The organism is Micromonospora sp. NPDC048930, from assembly GCF_043197935.1.
In the GTDB taxonomy this organism is placed as follows: domain Bacteria; phylum Actinomycetota; class Actinomycetes; order Mycobacteriales; family Micromonosporaceae; genus Micromonospora.
The window spans coordinates 81,913-98,522 of the sequence record NZ_JBICUB010000010.1 but is presented as its reverse complement, the minus strand read 5'-3'; the positions used below and the strand labels follow the sequence as shown (position 1 = coordinate 98,522).

Annotated in this window: 12 protein-coding genes; 10 read left to right on the top strand and 2 right to left on the bottom strand. The window is 74.9% G+C overall.

The features are described from left to right. Positions 1 to 140 precede the first annotated feature (140 nt). From pseB to ACGFI9_RS24890, 6 genes are read left to right on the top strand one after another with little or no spacing between them, the layout of a single operon-like run. Complete coding sequence (gene pseB, locus ACGFI9_RS24915) at positions 141 to 1,124, top strand: UDP-N-acetylglucosamine 4,6-dehydratase (inverting) (protein WP_393181435.1); 984 nt, start codon at positions 141 to 143, stop codon at positions 1,122 to 1,124. 5 nt (positions 1,125 to 1,129) lie between these two features. After that, a complete protein-coding gene (locus ACGFI9_RS24910; protein WP_393181747.1) occupies positions 1,130 to 2,278 on the top strand; it encodes a DegT/DnrJ/EryC1/StrS family aminotransferase in 1,149 nt (382 codons plus the stop codon). Between the two features lie 11 nt (positions 2,279 to 2,289). Beyond that, positions 2,290 to 3,150 (top strand): hypothetical protein, encoded by an 861-nt coding sequence (locus ACGFI9_RS24905; RefSeq protein ID WP_393181433.1) that lies wholly within the window; start codon positions 2,290 to 2,292, stop codon positions 3,148 to 3,150. Then, positions 3,140 to 4,966: a class I SAM-dependent methyltransferase gene (locus ACGFI9_RS24900; RefSeq protein ID WP_393181432.1), complete on the top strand. Its 1,827-nt coding sequence runs from the start codon at positions 3,140 to 3,142 to the stop codon at positions 4,964 to 4,966. The genes ACGFI9_RS24905 and ACGFI9_RS24900 overlap by 11 nt, the downstream gene beginning before the upstream one ends. After that, the gene (locus ACGFI9_RS24895; protein ID WP_393181430.1) at positions 4,963 to 5,694 is read left to right on the top strand and encodes a cytidylyltransferase domain-containing protein; all 732 of its coding nucleotides are present in this window, start codon (positions 4,963 to 4,965) and stop codon (positions 5,692 to 5,694) included. The genes ACGFI9_RS24900 and ACGFI9_RS24895 overlap by 4 nt, the downstream gene beginning before the upstream one ends. Continuing rightward, positions 5,691 to 6,740, top strand: coding sequence for a PseG/SpsG family protein (locus tag ACGFI9_RS24890; protein WP_393181428.1), 1,050 nt, complete (start codon positions 5,691 to 5,693; stop codon positions 6,738 to 6,740). Before ACGFI9_RS24895 ends, ACGFI9_RS24890 begins: the two co-directional genes overlap by 4 nt. 139 nt (positions 6,741 to 6,879) lie before the next feature. Here ACGFI9_RS24890 and ACGFI9_RS24885 read toward each other — a convergent pair whose 3' ends face one another. Further along, a complete protein-coding gene (locus ACGFI9_RS24885) occupies positions 6,880 to 8,853 on the bottom strand; it encodes a hypothetical protein (protein WP_393181426.1) in 1,974 nt (657 codons plus the stop codon). A 170-nt stretch (positions 8,854 to 9,023) separates the two neighbouring features. Between ACGFI9_RS24885 and ACGFI9_RS24880 the strand changes: the two genes are divergently transcribed. The 4 genes from ACGFI9_RS24880 (at position 9,024) to ACGFI9_RS24865 (ending at position 14,033) form a co-directional block, all read left to right on the top strand. Next, positions 9,024 to 9,656, top strand: coding sequence for an alpha-ketoglutarate-dependent dioxygenase AlkB (locus ACGFI9_RS24880; RefSeq protein ID WP_393181424.1), 633 nt, complete (start codon positions 9,024 to 9,026; stop codon positions 9,654 to 9,656). 148 nt (positions 9,657 to 9,804) lie between these two features. Further along, the gene (locus tag ACGFI9_RS24875; RefSeq protein WP_393181422.1) at positions 9,805 to 11,298 is read left to right on the top strand and encodes a hypothetical protein; all 1,494 of its coding nucleotides are present in this window, start codon (positions 9,805 to 9,807) and stop codon (positions 11,296 to 11,298) included. After that, on the top strand, positions 11,295 to 12,530 hold the full coding sequence (locus ACGFI9_RS24870) for a glycosyltransferase family 2 protein (RefSeq protein WP_393181420.1): 1,236 nt from the start codon (positions 11,295 to 11,297) through the stop codon (positions 12,528 to 12,530). Before ACGFI9_RS24875 ends, ACGFI9_RS24870 begins: the two co-directional genes overlap by 4 nt. Positions 12,531 to 12,686: 156 nt before the next feature. Further along, on the top strand, positions 12,687 to 14,033 hold the full coding sequence (locus tag ACGFI9_RS24865) for a uracil-xanthine permease family protein (RefSeq protein WP_393181418.1): 1,347 nt from the start codon (positions 12,687 to 12,689) through the stop codon (positions 14,031 to 14,033). Between the two features lie 82 nt (positions 14,034 to 14,115). On the opposite strand, the gene ACGFI9_RS24860 is transcribed toward ACGFI9_RS24865, so the two are convergent. Further along, the gene (locus ACGFI9_RS24860; RefSeq protein ID WP_393181416.1) at positions 14,116 to 16,605 is read right to left on the bottom strand and encodes a DNA topoisomerase (ATP-hydrolyzing) subunit A; all 2,490 of its coding nucleotides are present in this window, start codon (positions 16,603 to 16,605) and stop codon (positions 14,116 to 14,118) included. Between the last annotated feature and the right edge of the window lie 5 nt (positions 16,606 to 16,610).

Genomic DNA, 16,610 nt, shown 5'->3' with positions numbered 1-16,610 from the left:
CCGGGCGGTTGGCATTCATCCGACCAGCTACCGGAGTTCATCATCGGGCGTCGAGATGTTTACCGGACGCACCTAGCGTGCCATCGCATCCACGAGACCCGTGCAGCGTGGTAGCCGCACAACCAGGAACGGAGCACCAATTGAGTGCGTTGAATGGCTCGTCCATTCTGATCACCGGGGGGACCGGCTCCTTCGGGAAGACCTTCCTCCGACACGTCCTCGCCGAGGCCGCGCCGGCCCGGGTGGTGGTGTTCTCCCGGGACGAGCTCAAGCAGTACGAGCTGCGTCAGGAGCTGGGCGACGACCCGCGGCTGCGCTGGTTCATCGGCGACATCCGGGACCGGCACCGGCTGACCCGGGCGATGCACGGCGTCGACCACGTGGTGCACGCCGCCGCCCTGAAGCAGGTCGACACCGCCGAGTACAACCCCTCGGAGTTCATCGCCACCAACATCACCGGGTCGCAGCACGTCGTCGACGCGGCCATCGAGGCCGGGGTGCAGAAGGTCATCGCCCTCTCCACCGACAAGGCGTCCAGCCCGATCAACCTGTACGGCGCGACCAAGCTGGTCGGCGACAAGCTTTTCGTCTCCGCCAACCACTACGCCGCGCACCACCCGACCCGCTTCGCGGTGGTCCGCTACGGCAACGTGATGGGCAGCCGCGGCTCGGTGGTGCCGCTGTTCCGCCGGCTCGCCGCCGAGGGGAAGAGCCTGCCGGTCACCGACAAGCGGATGACCCGGTTCTGGATCACGCTGGACCAGGCCGTCCGGTTCGTCCTGGACTCGTTCGACCAGATGCAGGGCGGCGAGCTGTTCGTCCCGCGTATCCCCAGCATGCGGATCCTCGACCTGGTCGAGGCGGTCGCCCCGGACGCCACCACCCACGAGGTGGGCATCCGACCGGGCGAGAAGCTGCACGAGGAGATGATCGCGCCCGACGACAGCCGCCGGACGCTGCGCGCGGCCGACCGGTTCATCGTGCAGCCGACCATCGCCACCTGGGGCTACGAGCCGCCGGAGGGCTGCGAGCCGGTGCCCGACGGGTTCGCGTACCAGTCGGACAGCAACGACCAGTGGCTCAGCCCGCAGCAGCTGCGGCAGATGCTGGGGATCACCGCGTGACGGCGATGCTCCCGTACGGCCGTCAGTCCATCGTCGAGGACGACATCACCGCGGTCGCCGAGGTGCTGCGCGGTGACTGGCTCACCACCGGCCCGCAGGTGCGGGCGTTCGAGGACGACCTCGCCCGCTGGACCGGCGGCGTCGGCTGCGCGGTCGTGTCCAACGGCACCGCCGCGCTGCACACCGCGTACGCGGCGGCCGGGGTCGGCCCCGGCGACGAGGTGGTGGTGCCGCCGATGACCTTCGCCGCCACCGCGAGCACCGCCGTGGCCCTCGGCGCCAAGGTGGTCTTCGCCGACGTCGAGGAGGAGACTTTCACCCTCGACCCGGCGGCGGCCGCCGCCGCGGTCACCTCGCGGACGAAGGTGGTGTCGGCGGTCGACTACGCCGGCCACCCGGCCGACTACGACGCCCTGCGGGCGGCCCTCGCGGGCAGCGACGCGCTGCTGCTCGCCGACGCCGCCCACTCGATCGGCGCCCGCTACCACGGCCGGCCGGTCGGCTCGCTGGCCGACCTGACCACGTTCTCGTTCTTCCCGACGAAGAACCTCACCACCGCCGAGGGCGGCGCGGTCGCGGCCACCGACCCGGCGGTGCTGGAGCGGGCCCGCCGGTTCCGCAACCACGGCCTGGTCCGCGACCGGGCCGAGCAGCGCTGGCCGGACGAGGGCGGCTGGCACCAGGAGGTGCACGGGTTCGGGCTCAACTACCGACTGCCGGACGTGCTCTGCGCGCTCGGCCGCAGCCAGCTGCGCCGGCTCGGCGACTTCCTGGCCGCCCGGGAACGCCTGGTCCGCCGGTACGACGAGGCCCTCGCCGACCTGCCCGGGGTGCTGCTGCCGGCCCGCCGGTCCTGGGCCCGGCCGGCCTGGCACCTCTACCCGATCCGGGTGCTCGACGGGCGGCGGCGCGAGGTGTACGACCGGATGCGGGCCGCCGGCATCGGCGTACAGGTCAACTACATCCCGGTGCACTGGCACCCCGCCTTCGCCGACCTCGGCTACCGGCGCGGGTCGTGCCCGGTCGCCGAGTCGTTCTACGAACAGCAGCTCTCCCTGCCGCTGTACCCGGGGCTCACCGACGCCGACCAGGAGCGGGTCGTCGACGCCCTCGCCGCCGCGCTGCGGGGCGCGCCGGCAGCACGTGCGGCCTGAGACGGAAGACCATGCATCACGCCAACCACTTCTACGGCCACGCCCACGTGCTGGCCCGCTGGTGCGGGCTCGGCGACCGGCACCCGCCCCGGATCAACGGCTACGTCCAGCACGGCTGGAACATCGGCGACGGCCTGGCGCCCGGCCACCCGTACGCCGAGCGGACCCCGAGCCTGCTCTGGTCCGAACAGACCCGGCGCCGGGCCTGGGCGGTGGGGCGGCGCAACGTGGTGGTCATCGGGGCGCCCTTCACCTACCTGCTCGCGTTGCGCCCCGAGGACCCGCCGCAGCCGGACGAGCCCGCGCCGACGGAGCGGGAGGGGACCATCTGGTACCCGTTCCACGGCTGGGAGGGGCAGCACGTCCGGGGCGACCACCGGGAGCTGATCGCCCGGATCCGGGACACCGAACCCGGCCCGGTGACGGTCTGCCTCTACTGGCACGAGTACGGCATGCGCCGGGTCCGGCGGCTCTACGAGCGCGCCGGCTTCCGGGTCATCTGCCACGGCTACCGCGGCCACTGGTGGCGGGACACCGACCCGCTCTTCCTCGACAAGCAGCTCACCGAGCTGCGCCGGCACAAGCGGGTCGCCTCCAACCGGCTGACCAGCGCCATCTTCTACGGCATCGCCGCCGGTTGCGAACCGGCCGTCTACGGCGATCCGATGGTGCTCGCCGACGAGGACCCCACCTTCGGCGGCACCGCCCGGATCCGTCGCCAGTGGCCGGAGCTGCACGGCGAATCGGTGGACCTGCCCACCGCCGTCGAGATCGCCCGCGCCGAGCTGGGCACCGACCACCGCTGCGCCCCGGCCGAGCTGCGCGAGCTGCTCGGCTGGGCGCACCTCCAGGAGAACGACGTTGACGACTGACACTGCCCAGGGCCGCCGGATCACCCTGCCGGGCGGCGAGATGCTGGCCTGGTCCGACCTGCGTACTGACGGACCGGCCGGCGGCGGGCCCCTCGCCGCGCTCGCCGCCCGCGTGGTGCCGGCGGGCGCCCGGGTGCTGCTGGCCGGGCCGCACGAACCCGCGTTTCTCGACCGGCTGGCGCACGCCGACGTCACCTGCCTGCTCCGCAGCCACCTGGACGGGGTGGCACTGGCCGACCTGGCCGGGAACCGCGCGGTCCGGGTGATCGTCGGCGGGCCCGCCGGGCTGCCGGCCGGCGAGACGTACGACGTGGTGATCGTCGCGTCGGGGCTGGACCGGGTGGAGTCGGTCGAGGGGGCCCGGCTCGGCTGGCACGGGGTGCTGGCGACACTCGTCGGCGCGCTGCGCCCGGGCGGCACCCTGCTGCTGCGCCAGGACAACCCGGTCGGCCTGCACCGGATCGTCGACGTCTCCCCGTGGTACGCGGACCGGGACGACGCCGCGTGGACGATCGACGGGGTGCTGGACGCCGGCCACCCGGCCAACCTCGACCAGCTGCGCGGTTGGCTGGCCGACGCCGGCCTCGCCCCGGACACCTGCTTCGCCGCGTACCCGCACCCGGCCGCGCTGACCGCGCTGGTGGCCACCGGGGAACTCGACGGGGGGACCTCCGCCGGGCTGCTCGACGCCGTGCTGCACGGGGCCTGCACCGGCGGCTACGCCGACCGGTCGGTGCTCCAGGACCCGGCGCGGCTCGCGGTCGACGCCCTGCACGCCGGGCTGGGCAACGCGCTCGCCCCGGCCTGGGTGGTGCTCGCCCGGCGGGACGCCGTCCCCGGCACCGACCGGACCGACCTGCCGCTGGCGCTGGCCCAGACCGGGCCGCCCGGCGTCGGCGTGGTCGAGGTCGTGGCCGCGGCGCAGGGCTGGCACTGGCGGGTCACCGACCCGCCGACGGCGGCCGAGCCGGCCGCCGGGCCGTACGCCAGCCGCACCGCCGCATACCGGGACCCGGGCGCGTTGACCGGGCCGGTGCCGCCCGGCCGGCTGCTGCGCACCCTGCTGCTGGACGCCTGCCTCCGGCGGGACCTCGACGCGCTGCGCCGGCTGCTCTCCGGGTACGCCCGGTGGCTCGACTCGTCCGCCGTGGACGGCCGGCTCTCCGGCGCCCCGGCCCTGGCCGGGGTGGACAACGTGGTGGTGGCCGGCGACGAGTTCGCGGTCCTCGACCCGAGCTGGCAGGCGGCGGCGCCGCTGGCCGTGGACGTGGCGCTGGCGCGCGGCCTGTGGCGGTTCGCCGCCCTCCTGCTGACCGGCGGCTACGCCCACCCCTGGCCGTCCACCCTCGACCTGGCCGGGCTCACCGTCGTCCTCGGCGGGATGGCCGGCCGGGAGCTGGACCGGGTGACGGTCGCCGTGGCGGTGGAGACCGAGGCGGCGGTCGTCGCCGCGCTGCGCGGCCTCGACGCGAAGGGCCGGCTGAAGCTCGCCGACGAGCTGGGCGCGCTCGAACCGACCTCGCCGCCGCCCGGACCGGAGAGCTACCAGCAACTGCGGGAAGCCTGGCTGCGGCAGCGCGAGGAGCTGGGCCGGGTACGCGCCGTGCTGCGCTGGACCGAGGACCTGCTCACCAGCCGGGAGCGGGCGCTGCGCCGCGCCGACGCCATGATCAACCTGCTGAGCGGGTCGGTCAGCTACCGGGTGGGACGACTGGTCATCACCCCGGCCCGGTGGGCCAAGCGGGCCGCCCGGGCGGCGAAACGACGGCTGCGCCAGGCCCTGCGCCGGCGGGTCGTCCGGGAGGAGCAGCAGTGACGCGGATCGTCGGTATCGTCCAGGCCCGGATGGGCTCGTCCCGGCTGCCCGGCAAGGTGCTGCGGCCCCTCGCCGGCCGGACCGTGCTCGGCCGGGTGGTCCGCGCCGCCCGGGACAGCGGCGTCCTCGCCGACCTCGTGGTGGCCACCAGCATCGAGCCGGCCGACGACGCGGTCGCCGCCGAGTGCGCCCGGCTCGACGTGCCCTGCCACCGCGGGCCGGTCGACGACGTGCTCGACCGCTTCGTCGGCGCGCTCGACGCCCACCCGGGAGACGCGGTGGCCCGGTTCACCGCCGACTGCCCGCTGCTCGACCCGGAGATCATCCGGCTGGTCGCCGACGTCTACCGGGCGGTGCCCGGGCTCGACTACGTGAGCACGTCGATCGCCCGTACCCTGCCCCGCGGGGTGGACGTGGAGATCATCGACGGGGGCGCGCTGCGCACCCTGCACCGGATCGCCACCGACCACCACCGGGTGCACGTCACCTCGTACGCGTACACCCATCCCGAGCTGTTCCGGGTGCTCGGGGTGACCCTCACCCCGGACCGCTCCGACCTGCGGCTCACCCTGGACACCGAGCAGGACTGGGCGCTGGTACGGGCGGTCACCGACCACTTCGGCGACGTCAGCGTGCCCCTCGCCAAGCTCGCCGACTGGCTGGACGGCCAGCCGGCGCTGCGCGCGTTGAACGCCGGGGTCCGGCAGAAGCGGCTGGAGGAGGCGTGACCGGGGTCCGCGTCGGGCTGCGGTGCGACGCCGGACCGCGCCGCGGGGTCGGCCACCTCGTCCGCTGCCTCGCCCTCGGCGAGGAGTTCCTCGCCCGGGGCGCCCACGTGGAACTGCTCGGCGAGGTGGCCGGCGTGGGCTGGGCGGCCGGGCAGCTCGCCGCCCGCGGCATCCCCCACCACCCCGGCCCGGACACCCCGGCCGGGCTGGTCGCGGTGGCCCGCGAGCACGACCTCGACGTACTGGTCCTCGACTCGTACGAGCTGGACCCGGCCTGCGCGGGGGCGCTGCGGGCAGCCGGGATCCGCACCCTCGCCGTGGTCGACGGCGACACCCGTGGCCAGGACGCGGACCTGTACCTGGACCAGAATCTCGGCGCCGACACCGTCGCGCCGGCCGACCGGCTGCTCGCCGGCACCGGGTACGCCCTGCTCCGCCGGGAGGTGCTGATGCGGCGGCCGGCGGCGCCACGACCGCCGACCCCGGTCGCCCGGCCCCGGGTGCTCGCCTTCTTCGGCGGCACCGACGCGTTCGGCGCCGCCCCGCCCTTGACCCGCCTGCTGCTGGCCACCGGGCGGCCGATGGAGCTGACCGTGGTGGTCGCCCGGGAGTCGCTGGCGGCGGAGCTGGCGGCGCTGCGCCCCGCCCGGGGGCAGGCCCTGCGGCTGGTGCCGCCCACCGACACGCTGCCCGAACTGATCGCCGCGGCGGACCTGGTGGTCTCCGCCGCCGGGACGTCCACCTGGGAACTCTGCTGTCTCGGTGCCCCGTCGGCGCTGGTCTGCGTGGTGGACAACCAGCGCGAGTCGTACCACCGGGTGATCCGCGCGGGCGTCGCGGCCGGGCTCGGCGAGCTGCCCACGCTGGTCGCCGCCGGGCCGGACGGTCACGCCGCCCGGGCCGCCGCCGTGCGGACGCTGCGCGAGCTGCTCACCTCCGCCGACCGCCGGGCCGCGCTCTCCGCCCGGGCCTGGTCCACCGTGGACGGCCAGGGCCGGGCCCGCGTGGTCGACGCCGTCCTCGCCCTGCTCCCCACCCCCCGCTGACCCCCGCGCCGCCGGGCCGCCGCGGCTGCCGGGCTGCCGCGCCCCCGGGCCGCCCGGCCGAGCATGGCCAACCCGGACCGAGCATGGCCAAGCCGGACCAAGCACGGCCAACCCGGGCCGAGCGAGGGGTCAGCATGGGTCAGTGCAGGCGGTTCAGGCGGACCCGGGCGGCCAACTCGGGGCGGTCGGTGAGCAGTTGCCGCACGGCGGCCTCCGCGTCGTCGTCGACGGCGAGGAAGCGGATCCGGCCCGGCACCGCCGCCACCACCGCCGCCGAGCGGGCCGGCTCGGCCAGCGGCAGGTTGTAGTACGCCGGCCCGGACGCCCCGGCGGTGCCCTGGAGGGTGGCGACGAAGAGGCTGCACAGGTAGCCCTCCCGCCGCTTCCCGCTGGTCACCACGGTGACCGTGCCGGGCTCGACCGGCGCCTGGGCCAGCGCCCGGACGGTCAGGTCCGCCGGGCGGGGCCGGGCCAGCGTCCCCGACCACCAGGCCGCCGCCCAGGTGGTGCTGCGGTTGCCGAACGGCTGGGCGAAGATGCCGGTGCCCCGGGGCAGGCCGGCCAGCCCGACCGCGGCGGCCACCACGGACGCCGCCACCAGGGTGCGGGCGACCGGCCCCGGCCGCCGGCCGGCCGCGGTCCACGGCGGGGGCAGCAGCAGGGCCAGCGCGCCGATCCCGACCAGCAGCATCATCAGCAGCAGGTGCAGGGTCTTGCCGTAGTAGTAGCGCGGTGCGGTGCCGAGCACGTGGAACCAGATCCGGACGCCGAGCACGAAGACCAGGCCGGTGCCGAGCGCGCCGGCGTACCGCCGCCACACGGGCAGCCGCAGGCCGCCGGCGAGCACGCCGGCCGCGACCAGCGCGGTGAGCGCCAGGAGCGCGTCGTAGCGCGGCTCCACCGCGCCACCGGTGGCCACGTTGTCGATCTGGTCGGTGTGGAGCAGGCCGCCGATGCTGGTCAGCGGGGTCAGCGGCACCGCGACCAGCGCCACCCCGGCGAGCACCAGCGGGCGGCGGCGCACCGCCCGGCGCTGCCGGACCAGCCAGGCCAGCACCAGCGGCCCCACCACCGGCAGGAACATCAGGTACGCGAAGCCGACGCCGACGCAGAGCGCGCCGACCAGGCAGAGCTGTGTGCCGGTGCGGGCGACCGGCCGGCAGAGCAGTGCCACCAGCAGCGCGGACAGCGCCAGGCCGAGGGTCTCTCCCGGGTAGCCGTACACCACGAACCGGGCCAGTTCGGAGCCGAGGCAGAGCGCGGTCACCACGCCGGCGACGGCCCAGGTCCGCGCCGGGTCGAGCTGCCGCCCGGCGATCCGGGTCGCGGCCCAGACCAGGGCGAGCACCAGCAGCGCGTACGCGGAGAGCGCCCAGCCGAGGTAGTGGTCGAGCGCGTCGACCGGGTCGGCCGGACCGGTGGACGAGCGCAGGAACGTGTCCAGCAGCGCCGTGGTGAGGTGGAAGCCCTGCGGATACCAGGTCATCGCCTCCGGCGCGACCCGTGCCGCCGCCTGCGGGTCGGTGAACAGGTAGCCGCCGACGGTCCGGATCCCCTCCACGGCGGCCAGGTGCCGGCTGTTGTCCTCGCCGATCATGGCGTACGCCAGCCGCCCGGCCAGGTCACCCGCGCGCAGGTACGGCCAGCCCAGCGCGACCGCCCCGGCCACCGCCGCCAGCACCGGGGGCAGGTCGGTCGCGGCGGGCCGGGGCCAGCGGGGACGCCGGCCGGTGGCCAGGGCGACGCCGAGCAGGACGGTGCCCGCGGTGCCGGCCACCGGCACCGGGTGCAGCCCCCAGGGCCAGGCGGAGAAGAGCAGCCCGGCGGCGCTGACCGCGCCGAGCAGCAGCGCCGTGGCCAGCACCAGCCGGTCGAGCAGGGTGCGGCCGGCGCGCAGCAGCCCCGCGGTCAGCGCCAGCACCAGCGGCGGCAGCACGGCGGCCACGCCCAGCGCGTACGCGAGCAGCGGCAGCAGCCAGGCGGCGGCGAGCCAGACCGCGGCGACGGTGATCCGGCGGGCCGACGGGCGCGGCGACACCGGGGGCGGCGCGGACCGGTCCGGGTCCGCCACCGGCGGGGGCGCCGCCGGCGCGCGGGTCGAGCTGCTCTGCACGGGTCGTCTCTCCTCGGGCGCCACCTGCCCGGGGGCCCGGGCGAAGCGGCCCCACGCTAGGCGGGCCGTGGCGACGGAGGGCGACGGCGACGTGTGCGGCAGGTGGCCACCGGGCGACAAGTACCCTCCGCTCGTACACCTGTGCCAAACGGGCGGGTAGGGTGAGGGGCATGACCGGGGCCGCCTACCAGCCGTCGATGCTCGACCTCGGCGTGTCCCCGTCGCTGGGCCCGCTGGCCGGCCGGCTGCGTCGCCACCGGCTGACCCGGGGCGCCTGGGTCGACCACCTGCCCAGCTGGGTCGCCGGCTCCGACGAGGTCTTCGAGACGCTCCTGCGGGAGGTGCCCTGGCGGGCCGAGCGCCGCACGATGTACGAGGCCGAGGTCGACGTGCCCCGGCTGCTCTGCTGGTACGGCGCCGGGCGCCCGCTGCCGCACCCGATCCTCACCGCGGCCCGGACGGCGCTGACCCGGCACTACGCGCCGGAACTCGGCGAGCCCTTCGTCACCGCCGGGATGTGCCTGTACCGCTCGGGGCGGGACAGCGTCGCCTGGCACGGCGACACCCTGGGCCGCTCGGCGCACGCGGACACGATGGTCGCCATCGTCTCCTTCGGATCCCCGCGCGCCCTGCTGCTGCGTCCGCGTGGCGGCGGCGAGAGCCTGCGGTTCCCGCTCGGGCACGGCGACCTGGTCGTGATGGGCGGCTCGTGCCAGCGCACCTGGGAGCACGCCGTGCCCAAGACCGCCCGCCCGGTGGGGCCCCGGGTCAGCGTGCAGTTCCGCCCGGCCGGCGTGGCCTGACCGCCGACCGGGCACATCGGACGGCCGATCGACCCCCTCGGCCAGTAACAGAGCGTTAATGCGAATGGTGTTTTTTGACACCAATCGGACCCCCTGCCGTGTTAGCTTGGCCGCGCCAAATCTGTCTGTGCGTAATCGGGGGATCACTGTGCCTGCTGGCCGGTCGGCCGCCTCCACGGCCGGCATCCGGGCCGTCCTCGCCGCCCGCGCCCGCCGCCACCTCGGCCTGATCGTGCTGCTCCTGGTGGCAGTCGGGTTGCGGGTGGCGATGATGGTCGCCTACTCGCCCGCGCTCTGGTTCGCGGGCGACTCGGGCGGCTACATCCGCCACTCCCGGTTGTGGCCGGAGCTGACGGTGCGCTGGACGTACCCCTGGCTGATCAAGGCGTTCGAGTGGACCGGCAGCTTCGCCACCCTGGTGGCCGTGCAGCACCTCGCCGGGCTCGCCCTCGGGGTCGCCACCTACCTGCTGCTGCGCCGCCGGCTCGGCGTCTCCGGGTGGGTGGCGACGCTGGCCGCCGCCCCGATCCTGCTGGACGCCCGGCAGCTCACCCTCGAGCAGTACCTGCTCACCGAGACGCTCTTCACCACCGCGCTGGCCGTCGCGGCGCTGGTCCTGGCCTGGAAGGAGCGGCCCGGGCCGGTCGCCGGCTTCGGCGCCGGCGTGGCCATCGCGGTGGGCATGTCGACCCGGCCGACGGGGGTGGTCGCGCTCGGCGTGCTGCTGCTCTTCCTGCTGATCCCGTGGCGCGGCTGGCGGGCGCCGGTGGCGTACCTGCTCGGGATCGTCGCCTTCTTCGGCGTGGTGTTCCTCAATGTCGGCACGGTGAAGGGCGCGCTCGGTACCGACGGCGGCAAGTTCCTGTACGGACGGACCGCGCACTTCGCCGACTGTGACCGGCTGGACCTGCCGCCCGAGCTGCGCCGGCTCTGCCCCACCCAGCCGCTGAACCAGCGGCCGGAGCGGCCGGACTGGTTCATCTGGAACCGGGACAGCCCGATCCGCGGCGCGCAGCGCCCCGAGGACCTCGGCGAGTTCGCCAAGGCGGTGATCCGGCAGCAGCCCGGCGACTACGTGGCCGAGGTGGCTGCCGACACCGCCCGCTACTTCTGGCCCCACCGGCTCGGCCCGATGGAGTCCTGCCTGGCCAACTGGTGGGTGCCGCAGCTCGCCCCGACCAACTGGGCCGCGAACCGCGACTGCGTGCCCCGGCTCGCGGACCCCGACTACGGCTGGCGGCCGGTGCCGAGCCAGGCGGCGCCGGCGAACGCGGCCAGCCGATTCCTGCACGGCTACGGCCGGTACGGCACCACCCCGCCCCCGGTGGTGGCGGCGATGACCCTGATCGCGCTGGTCGGCGCGCTCTGGCCGCGCCGGGGCCGGCGCCGGCTGGGCGTGGTCGCCCTCGGCTACACCGCCATCGGCGTCGGGATCATGGTCTTCTCCGTCGCCACCTCGATGTTCGACTACCGCTACGGCCTGCCGGCGCTGGCGTTCCTGTCGACCGCCGCCGCGGCCGGGTGGCACCGGCTCCGCTCGGCGCCCGCACCGACCACCCCCGCCGCTCCACCCGTTCTGGACCTCGACGACGAGCCGGAGCGAGTCCCAGCCATCCTTGCCGGAAGCAACGGGGAACGATGACGAACGAACCGGAGATCGAGGTCACGGTGCTGCTGCCGTGCCTCAACGAGGCGGAGACGCTCGAGGTCTGCGTCCGCAAGGCGCTGCGCTCGCTGGCGGAGTGCGGGGTGGTCGGGGAGGTGCTCGTCTCCGACAACGGGTCCACCGACGGGTCGCCGGAGATCGCCGCGCGGGCCGGCGCCCGGGTGGTGCACGCCCCGACCCGCGGCTACGGCGGCGCGCTGCTCAACGGCATCGAGCAGGCCCGCGGCCGGTACGTCATCATGGCCGACGCCGACGACTCGTACGCGCTGTCGGACCTGGGGCCGTTCGTCGAGGCGCTGCGGGCCGGGCACGACGTGGTGATGGGCAACCGCTTCCGCGGGGGGATCGCCACGGGCGCGATGCCGCCGCTGCACCGGTACCTGGGCAACCCGGTGCTGAGCTGGCTGGGCCGCCGGCTGTTCGGGCTGAACCGGGTCGGGGACTTCCACTGCGGGATGCGCGGCTTCAACGCCGACCGGATCCGCGCGCTGGGCCTCTGCATGCCCGGCATGGAGTTCGCCTCCGAGCTGGTGGTGCGGGCCGCGCTGGCCGGATACGACATCGTCGAGGTGCCGACCACGCTCGCGCCGGACGGCCGGTCCCGGCCGCCGCACCTGCGTACCTGGCGGGACGGCTGGCGGCACCTGCGCTTCCTGCTGGTGTTCGCGCCGCGCAAGACGCTGGTCTGGCCGGGCTTCGTGATCGCGCTGCTCGGGCTGGCCGGGGCGGGCGGGCTGATTCCCGGACCGCTCGACGTCGGCGCGGTCGAGCTGGACGTGAGCAGCCTGGTGTACGCCTGCCTGATGGTGCTGGTCGGAGCGCAGCTGGCGATCTTCGGCGGCCTCGCCGAGATCTACGGCCGGCAGGAGCGGCTGGTGCCCCGGCGCAGCACCGACCGGTGGATCCGGTTCCTGCGGCTGGAGACCAGCGTGACCATCGGGCTGCTGCTGCTCGCCGCCGGCACGGCGGGCACCGTCGGGGCGGTCTGGCACTGGGGGCTGGACGGCTTCGCCGACCTCGACCCGCACACCACCCTGCGGGTGGTGCTCCCGTCGGCGACGGCGGTGGCGCTCGGCGTGGTGGTGCTCTTCTCCGGCCTGGTGTGCAGCCTGCTCACGCTCCGCCCGGCCCGTCCGGTCCCCACCCTCGTGCGGCAGCCGGTCGCGGAGCGGGCGCCGGACCGGGAGCCCCTGCTCGCCCGGCGGTGAGCATCCCGGCCGGGCGGCGGCAGGCGCCCCGGCGCCTCGCCTCGACCCGGCCGGTGGTACGCGACCGGGGCTCCCCGCAGGTCAGGCTGGCGCCGTGCTACAAACGACTCTCAGGGTGATCACGCCCCCGTCACCGGACGACGCGAAGGGCGCAGCATGACCCAGTCCCCCACCGAACCACGATCCCGCTGGTCCCCCTGGCGGCTGCACGGCGACGGCCGGGCGGTCCGCCCCGGCGACGTGGTGCACCCGGACGAGCGGCTCTCCTGGCCGCGTACCGTGGGCGTCGGCGTGCAGCACGTGGTGGCGATGTTCGGCGCCACCTTCACCGTGCCGCTGATCACCGGCTTCCCGCCGGCCACCACGCTCTTCTTCTCCGGGCTGGGCACGCTGCTCTTCCTGCTCATCACCGGCAACCGGCTGCCCTCGTACCTGGGGTCGTCGTTCGCGTTCATCGCCCCCGTGCTGGCCGCGAAGACCGGCGGCGGCATCGGCGCGGCGCTGGGCGGCATCGTGGTGGCCGGCGCGGCGCTGGCCCTGGTCGGCGTGGTGGTGCACGTGGCCGGGTCCCGCTGGATCGACGCGCTGATGCCACCCGTGGTGACCGGCGCGATCGTCGCGCTGATCGGGCTCAACCTCGCCCCGGTCGCGTGGGACGGCGGCGGCAGCGGCACCGGGGTCAAGGCACAGCCGCTGATCGCCGTGGTCACCCTGGTCGCGATCCTGGTCGCCACGGTGGTCTTCCGGGGCTTCCTGGCCCGGCTGTCCATCCTGCTCGGGGTGGTGGTCGGCTGGGTGCTGGCCGCGCTCCTCGGCCAGCTCGACCCGAAGGCGGTCACCGGGCTGAGGGAGGCCGCCTGGGTGGGGCTGCCGCAGTTCCACGCCCCCGGCTTCAGCCTGCGCGCGGTGGTGCTGGTCATCCCGGTCATCCTGGTGCTGATCGCGGAGAACGCCGGGCACGTCAAGGCGGTGGCCGCGATGACCGGCCGCAACCTCGACAAGGACATGGGGCGGGCGTTCCTCGGTGACGGTCTGGCCACCGTGCTCGCCGGCTCCGGCGGCGGCTCCGGCACCACCACGTACGCGGAGAACATCGGCGTGATGGCGGCGACCCGGGTCTACTCGACCGCCGCGTACTGGGTGGCCGGCGGGGCGGCCGTGCTGCTCGGGCTCTGCCCGAAGTTCGGCGCGCTGATCCTCACCGTGCCGGCCGGCGTGCTGGGCGGCGCGACCACCGCGTTGTACGGCCTGATCGCCATCCTGGGTGCCCGGATCTGGATCGAGGGCCGGGTCGACTTCCACGACCCGGTGAACCTGATGACCGCCGCGGTCGCGGTGATCGTCGGCGCGGCGAACTACACCCTCACCGCCGGCGACCTCTCCTTCAACGGCATCGCCCTGGGCACCGCCGCCGCCCTGGTCGTCTACCACGGCATGCGCCTGATCGCCCGCCTCCGCGGCACCACGGCGGAAGCCCGGCGCGGCCCGGAGCCCGAACTCTGACCCGCTGACCGGCAACCAGATGCGACATGTCGCGCCTTCCCGCTGCCGGGAAGGCGCGACATGCCGCAATCGGAGACCCTGCTCAGTCGCGTTCGATCAGGTGGCCGACGACCGTGGGGCCGAGCATGACAGCGAAGCCGGAGCCGTCGCGGCGGGGGTCCGCCGGGGGCAGCTCCACCGGATCGCCGTTGGCCGTCGCACCCACCGGGCGCGGGCCGACCCAGGCCACCGCCAGGTCCACCTCACCCTTGAGGAACCGCTGCGCGCGCACCCCGCCGGTCGCCCGCCCCTTCGCCGGGTACGCCTTGAACGGCGTGACCTTGACCGTGGCACCGGTCGAGGTGACCACCATCGGCTCCCCGTGGCCCGGGTCGTCGGTCCGTACCGCGCCGAAGAAGACCACGGTCGCGGCGGCCGGCAGGTTGATGCCGGCCATGCCGCCGCCCTTGATACCCTGCGGCCGGACCAGGGACGCCGGGAAGCGCAGCAGCGACGCCTCGGAGGAGACGAACGCGAGCGTCTCGGCGCCGTCGGTGAGCCAGGTCGCCCCGACCACCTCGTCGCCGTCGCGCAGCGAGATCACCTCGAACTCGTCCGAGCGGACCGGCCACTCGGGCGCGCAGACCTTCACCACGCCCTGCCGGGTGCCCAGCGCCAGGCCGGGCGAGCCCTCGGCGGACGGGCCGAGCGGCGCCAGCCCGACCACCGTCTCCCCGGCCGCCAGCGGCACCAACTCGGCGGCGGACATGCCACCGCGCAGCGACACCGTGCCGGACTGCTCGGGCAGCACCGGCAGCGGCAGTACGTCGATCTTGAAGGCGCGCCCGGCGCTGGTGACCAGCAGCACCCGACCCCGGGCGGTGGAGTGGACCACCGCGCGTACCGCGTCGTGCTTGACCCGGCCGCTGCGCCGGCGCGCCTCGGCGGCCTCCTCCGACTCGGCCGCGGTCCGGGCGACCAGCCCGGTGGCGGAGAGGATGACCTGGCACGGGTCGTCGGCGACCTCCAGCGGGCCGGCCGGCACGGAGGCCGCGAGGACCTCCTTGAGGTCGCCGTCGACCAGGGTGGTGCGGCGCGGCGCGCCGAACTGCTTGACCACCGCGGCCAGCTCGTCGGAGACCACCTTCTGCAGCACCTTCGCGTCGTCGAGGATCTTCGCCAGCTCGGCGATCTCGCCGCGCAGCTTCTCCTGCTCCGCCTCCAACTCCAGCCGGTCGTACTTGGTCAGCCGGCGCAGCGGGGTGTCCAGGATGTACGTCGCCTGGATCTCGGAGAGCTTGAACTTCTGCATCAGGCCGTCCTTGGCGGCCTGGGCGTCCTCGCTCGCCCGGATCAGCTTGACCACCCTGTCGATGTCGAGCAGGGCGATCAGCAGGCCGTCGACCAGGTGCAGCCGCTCCTCGCGCTTGCGCTTGCGGTACGCGCTGCGCCGGGTCACCACCTCGTACCGGTGGTTGATGAAGACCTCCAGCAGCGCCTTGAGCCCCAGGGTCTGCGGCTGGCCGCCGAACAGGACCAGGTTGTTCACGCCGAAGGACTGCTCCAGCGGGGTGAGCCGGTAGAGGTCGGCCAGCAGCGCCTGCGGGTTGACCCCGACCTTGCACTCGATGACCAGCCGGGTGCCGTTCTCCCGGTCGGTGAGGTCCTTGACGTCGGCGATCCCGGTGAGCCGCTTGGTCTTGTTGACCTCGTTGGTGATGGCCGCGATGACCTTCTCCGCGCCCACGCCGTACGGCAGCTCGGTGACCGTGATGGCCTGCCGCCCCCGACTGCCCTCCAGCGGGCCGGTCTCCACCCGGGCACGCATCCGCACCACGCCCCGCCCGGTCTCGTACGCCCGGCGCACCTCGTCGAGGCCGAGCAGCAGCCCACCGGTGGGCAGGTCGGGGCCGGGGACGAACTCCATGAGCTTGTCCAGGGTGGCGTCCGGATGGTTGATCAGCCAGCGGGCAGCCTGGACGATCTCGCCCAAGTTGTGCGGGATCATGTTGGTGGCCATGCCCACCGCGATCCCGGACGCGCCGTTGACCAGCAGGTTGGGGAAGGCCGCCGGCAGCACGGTGGGCTGGGTGAGCGAGCCGTCGTAGTTGGGCTCGACGTCGACGGTGTCCTCGCCCAGCTCGCCGACGAGCAGCATCGCCTCGCGGGACATCCGGGCCTCGGTGTACCGGGCGGCGGCCGGGCCGTCGTCGGGCGAGCCGAAGTTGCCGTGGCCGTCGATCAGCGGGACGTTCAGCGAGAAGTCCTGGGCGAGGCGGACCATCGCGTCGTAGATCGCGGCGTCGCCGTGCGGGTGGTACTTACCCATCACGTCGCCGACGATCCGGGCCGACTTCACGTGGCCCCGGTCGGGGCGGTGGCCCTGCTCGTACATCGACCAGAGGATGCGCCGGTGCACGGGCTTGAGGCCGTCCCGCGCGTCGGGCAGGGCCCGGGAGTGGATGACCGAGAAGGCGTACTCCAGGTAGGAGTCGGAGACCTCGGTGACCAGCGGGTTGTCGAAGACCCGGGCGCCGGCCCGGTCGAACGCGGACAGGTCCGCCTTCGCGCGGTCTTCCTTGCGGCGTGCCATGGTTC